The following is a 2,997-nucleotide window of genomic DNA, read 5'->3' as shown; positions in this document are numbered from 1 at the left end:
GGCTGGGCCCTCACCTCCGGGGACTACGGCGGAGTCGGAGTCGGCGGCCTCGCCACGGCCGGAGGCATCGGCTTCCTCGGGCGGTCGCAGGGCCTGACCATCGACCGGCTGCGGGCCGTCGAGATGGTTCTCGCCGACGGGTCCCTCGTCCGCGCGAGCGACGACGAGCGTCCCGACCTCTTCTGGGGCGTCCGCGGCGCCGGTTTCATGCTCGGCATCGTCACGGCCTTCGAGTTCGAGGCGGGCGAGGTGGGCGACGTCGGTTTCGCCCAGCTCGTCCACGACGCGACGTCCGACGTGGCCGGCTTCCTCGAGCGGTGGGGCGCTGCCGTCGAGTCGTCACCGCGCGACACCACGAGCTTCCTGATCATGGGGCCGCCCCGCGACGGCCGCGTCGTCGCCCAGACGATGAATGTCGTCGCTTCCGACGACTCCGAGACGATCCTGTCCCGGCTCCAACCGCTGGCCAACACGGCGCCCCTCATCGGGCAGCAGGCGCAGATCCTGCCCTACGAGGCCCTCGTCGTCCCGCCGCCGGCGATCCACGACGCGCAGGGCCAGCCGGTGTCCCGCTCAGGCCTGCTCGACCACATCACCCCGGAGTTCGCGAAGCAGGCCGCCGAGCTGCTCCGCTCAGGAGCAACGTACTTCTTCCAGATCCGTGCCCTCGGCGGAGCAAGCCATGATGTGCCGCCTGATGCAACGGCCTTCGCTCACCGGTCCGCCGCGTTCAGCGTGGTCGCCCTCGGCGCGACGCACACCCAGCTCGACCGCGAGTGGGACGCCCTCGCCCACCACTTCAACGGCCTGTACGTCAGCTTCGAGACCGATCGCCGGCCCGAGCGCCTCACGGACGCCTACCCGCCCGCGACGCTCGCCCGGCTCCGTGAGCTCAAGCACCGTTACGACCCGGACCACGTGTTCAAGGACAACTTCCCGCTCGACCGGTAACCGCGGCCCCGCCATTTCGTGGCGCGGGTCGTCAGGGGTGCAGGCGCGTGCCCTTGAGGATCCGGTCGACCGCGTTCTTCGGGCCATGCAGGGCGAGGCCCACCAGGTCGAGCGAGTCCGCGGGCGCCGTGGCAACCACCTCGCGGTTGGCCGCATCATGGCCCGTCGAGAACATGCCCTTCGTGTAGATCGCGAGCGGAGTCCCACGGCGCACGGCGCGCTCGTGCGCCGTCGCGACCGCCGACGGCGTGCCCTCGAAGATGAGCACCGGCATCCCGAGCAGCGGGAGGTAGGAGCGTCCGCCGGCATCGGCATAGGGTTGCCCGACGAGCTCGGGGTGCGCGGCCGTGACACCGCTGATGAGGAAGGCCGTGACGTTGAGCCGCTGCCAGACCTCGAGGTCGTCACGGACGACGACGGCGATCTTCGTGTCGAACGGCGGGGTGAGCAGGTCGTCCATGGCGCGAGTCTGCCGTGCGCCCACGGCTGGCCCTACGGAGGGTCCACCACACCCATGGATCCTTTCCGCTGGAAGGCGACTCAGCGGCATACGGCCTGAGTGTGAAGGTTCAGGCCCCTCCACGGGGGACCAACCTTTCACACTCAGCCATGAGGCCAGGCGCGCCTGGCGCGTCATAACGACATTGGCCGTATGCCGCTGAGCTGGGTTGCGCTGTCAGCGCTGGGTGATCGTCCACGTCCCGTCGGCGAGCGCCTTGTCCGGGTGCTGGATGTTGAGGAACAACGTCTTCGGGTCCTTGCCGAAGTAGATGCCCGAGATCTCCGCCCCAGTGTCGAGCAGGGAGGCGAACTGCTCGACGGTGTCCGCCGCACCGTCCTGGTCGGGGTCGAGGCCGGCGACCCACACGTCGGAGAGGTAGTTGTCCTCGACGATCCAGAGACGGCCGTCGGGACCCTGCGCGAGGTTGTCCGGGTTGTTGAAGCCGGTCACGCCCGCGTCCGAGTTCTCGACCGGGACGTTGACGCCCTTCTCGACGAACGAGCTGAGCTCGTCCTTGGTCAGGTCGATCGCCACGACGCGGTCCTCCGAGGTGTTGGCGACGTAGAGCGTGCTGCCGATGACCTCGACGTCCTCCGGGCGGCCGAACTCGGTCGCGGCGACGTCGTTCGCGGCCTCGTCGGCGTCCACGACAACCTTGTCCATGTCGAGGGCCACCCACTCGAAGGCGCCCACCTTCTGCTGGTAGCTGCTCGAGCTCCACCTCTGCTCGGCGTCGGTGAGGCCGGTGAGCTTCAGGGCGTAGAGCTGTCCGTCGGACAGGTCGCCGCGCTTGGTGGGCACGAACTTGAAGATCGACCCGCCGTTGAGCTCGTCGATGACGTAGACGGTGCCGTCGCCGAGCGCCTCGATGCCCTCATGGCGCAGGATGCCGACCTCGCGGCGCTCCTCCACGCTCGTGACGACCGTCGGGTCCTTCGGGTCGAGGAAGGCCTCGAAGAGGCGGCCGCCGCCGGTCTCCTCGGCGAAGAGCAGCGTGCCCCACGGCGTCCAGCGCAGGCCGTCGAGGCGCCGCCAGTCCTCGCGCTGGGCGATGACCTTCGCCTCGCCCGTCTTGAGGTCGACGACGGAGAGCGAGCCGTTGGAGCCGACCTCGTGGGTGCGGTAGAGGAAGCGGCCGGCCATCGGTCCGGTCTCGTTGACGGTGTTCATGTCGGTGAGGTCGTCGTCGCCGGCGTAGAGGTCGAGCTGCGTCTCGTCGACGACGAGCTGCTGCGTGAAGCCGCTGGGGATGACGAACGGGTCGGTCCAGTCGGCGCCGGCCGTGGCGTAGGGGGTGCCGTCGATCGGCTCGAAGCTGATCGGGCCATCGGCGGCGGTGGCGCCTGCGGGAATCATGGCGGCGACTGTCGCGGAGAGGGCGACGGCGGCCGCAATGCTGCGAATACGCATGTGAACTGCTCCCTGAGTCTGTTGGTGAGGGACGGCCTCAACGTAGGGAGCGGTGGTGTCGTGGCGTTGACCTGTGATGGCCGCCGAGGGGCGGTTTCGTGAACAGCTCGGGCCAGCGACTCGCATCCTGCTCC

At 69.3% G+C, this 2,997-nt stretch carries 2 protein-coding genes and 1 pseudogene; 1 reads left to right on the top strand and 2 read right to left on the bottom strand.

Features of this window, described 5'->3' with window-relative positions:
* Positions 1-951, top strand: a pseudogene (locus tag VIR15_RS17035) (BBE domain-containing protein); the annotation flags it as partial.
* Positions 952-982: 31 nt separating this feature from the next.
* Here the strand turns inward: VIR15_RS17035 and VIR15_RS17030 are convergent.
* Together VIR15_RS17030 and VIR15_RS17025 are read right to left on the bottom strand one after the other, a co-directional pair.
* Positions 983-1,411 carry a PTH2-like family protein gene (locus VIR15_RS17030; RefSeq protein ID WP_331929904.1) on the bottom strand — a complete coding sequence of 143 codons (429 nt, stop codon included), beginning with the start codon at positions 1,409-1,411 and terminating at the stop codon, positions 983-985.
* 216 nt (positions 1,412-1,627) lie between these two features.
* Entirely contained in the window at positions 1,628-2,863 is a 1,236-nt protein-coding gene (locus VIR15_RS17025) for an alkaline phosphatase PhoX (RefSeq protein ID WP_331929902.1), read from the bottom strand.
* Positions 2,864-2,997: the final 134 nt, after the last annotated feature.

The sequence above is a fragment of the Intrasporangium sp. genome, assembly GCF_036566125.1.
GTDB lineage: Bacteria > Actinomycetota > Actinomycetes > Actinomycetales > Dermatophilaceae > Intrasporangium.
Note: the sequence above shows the minus strand (reverse complement) of the source record. Positions and strands in the feature narration are given on the sequence as shown.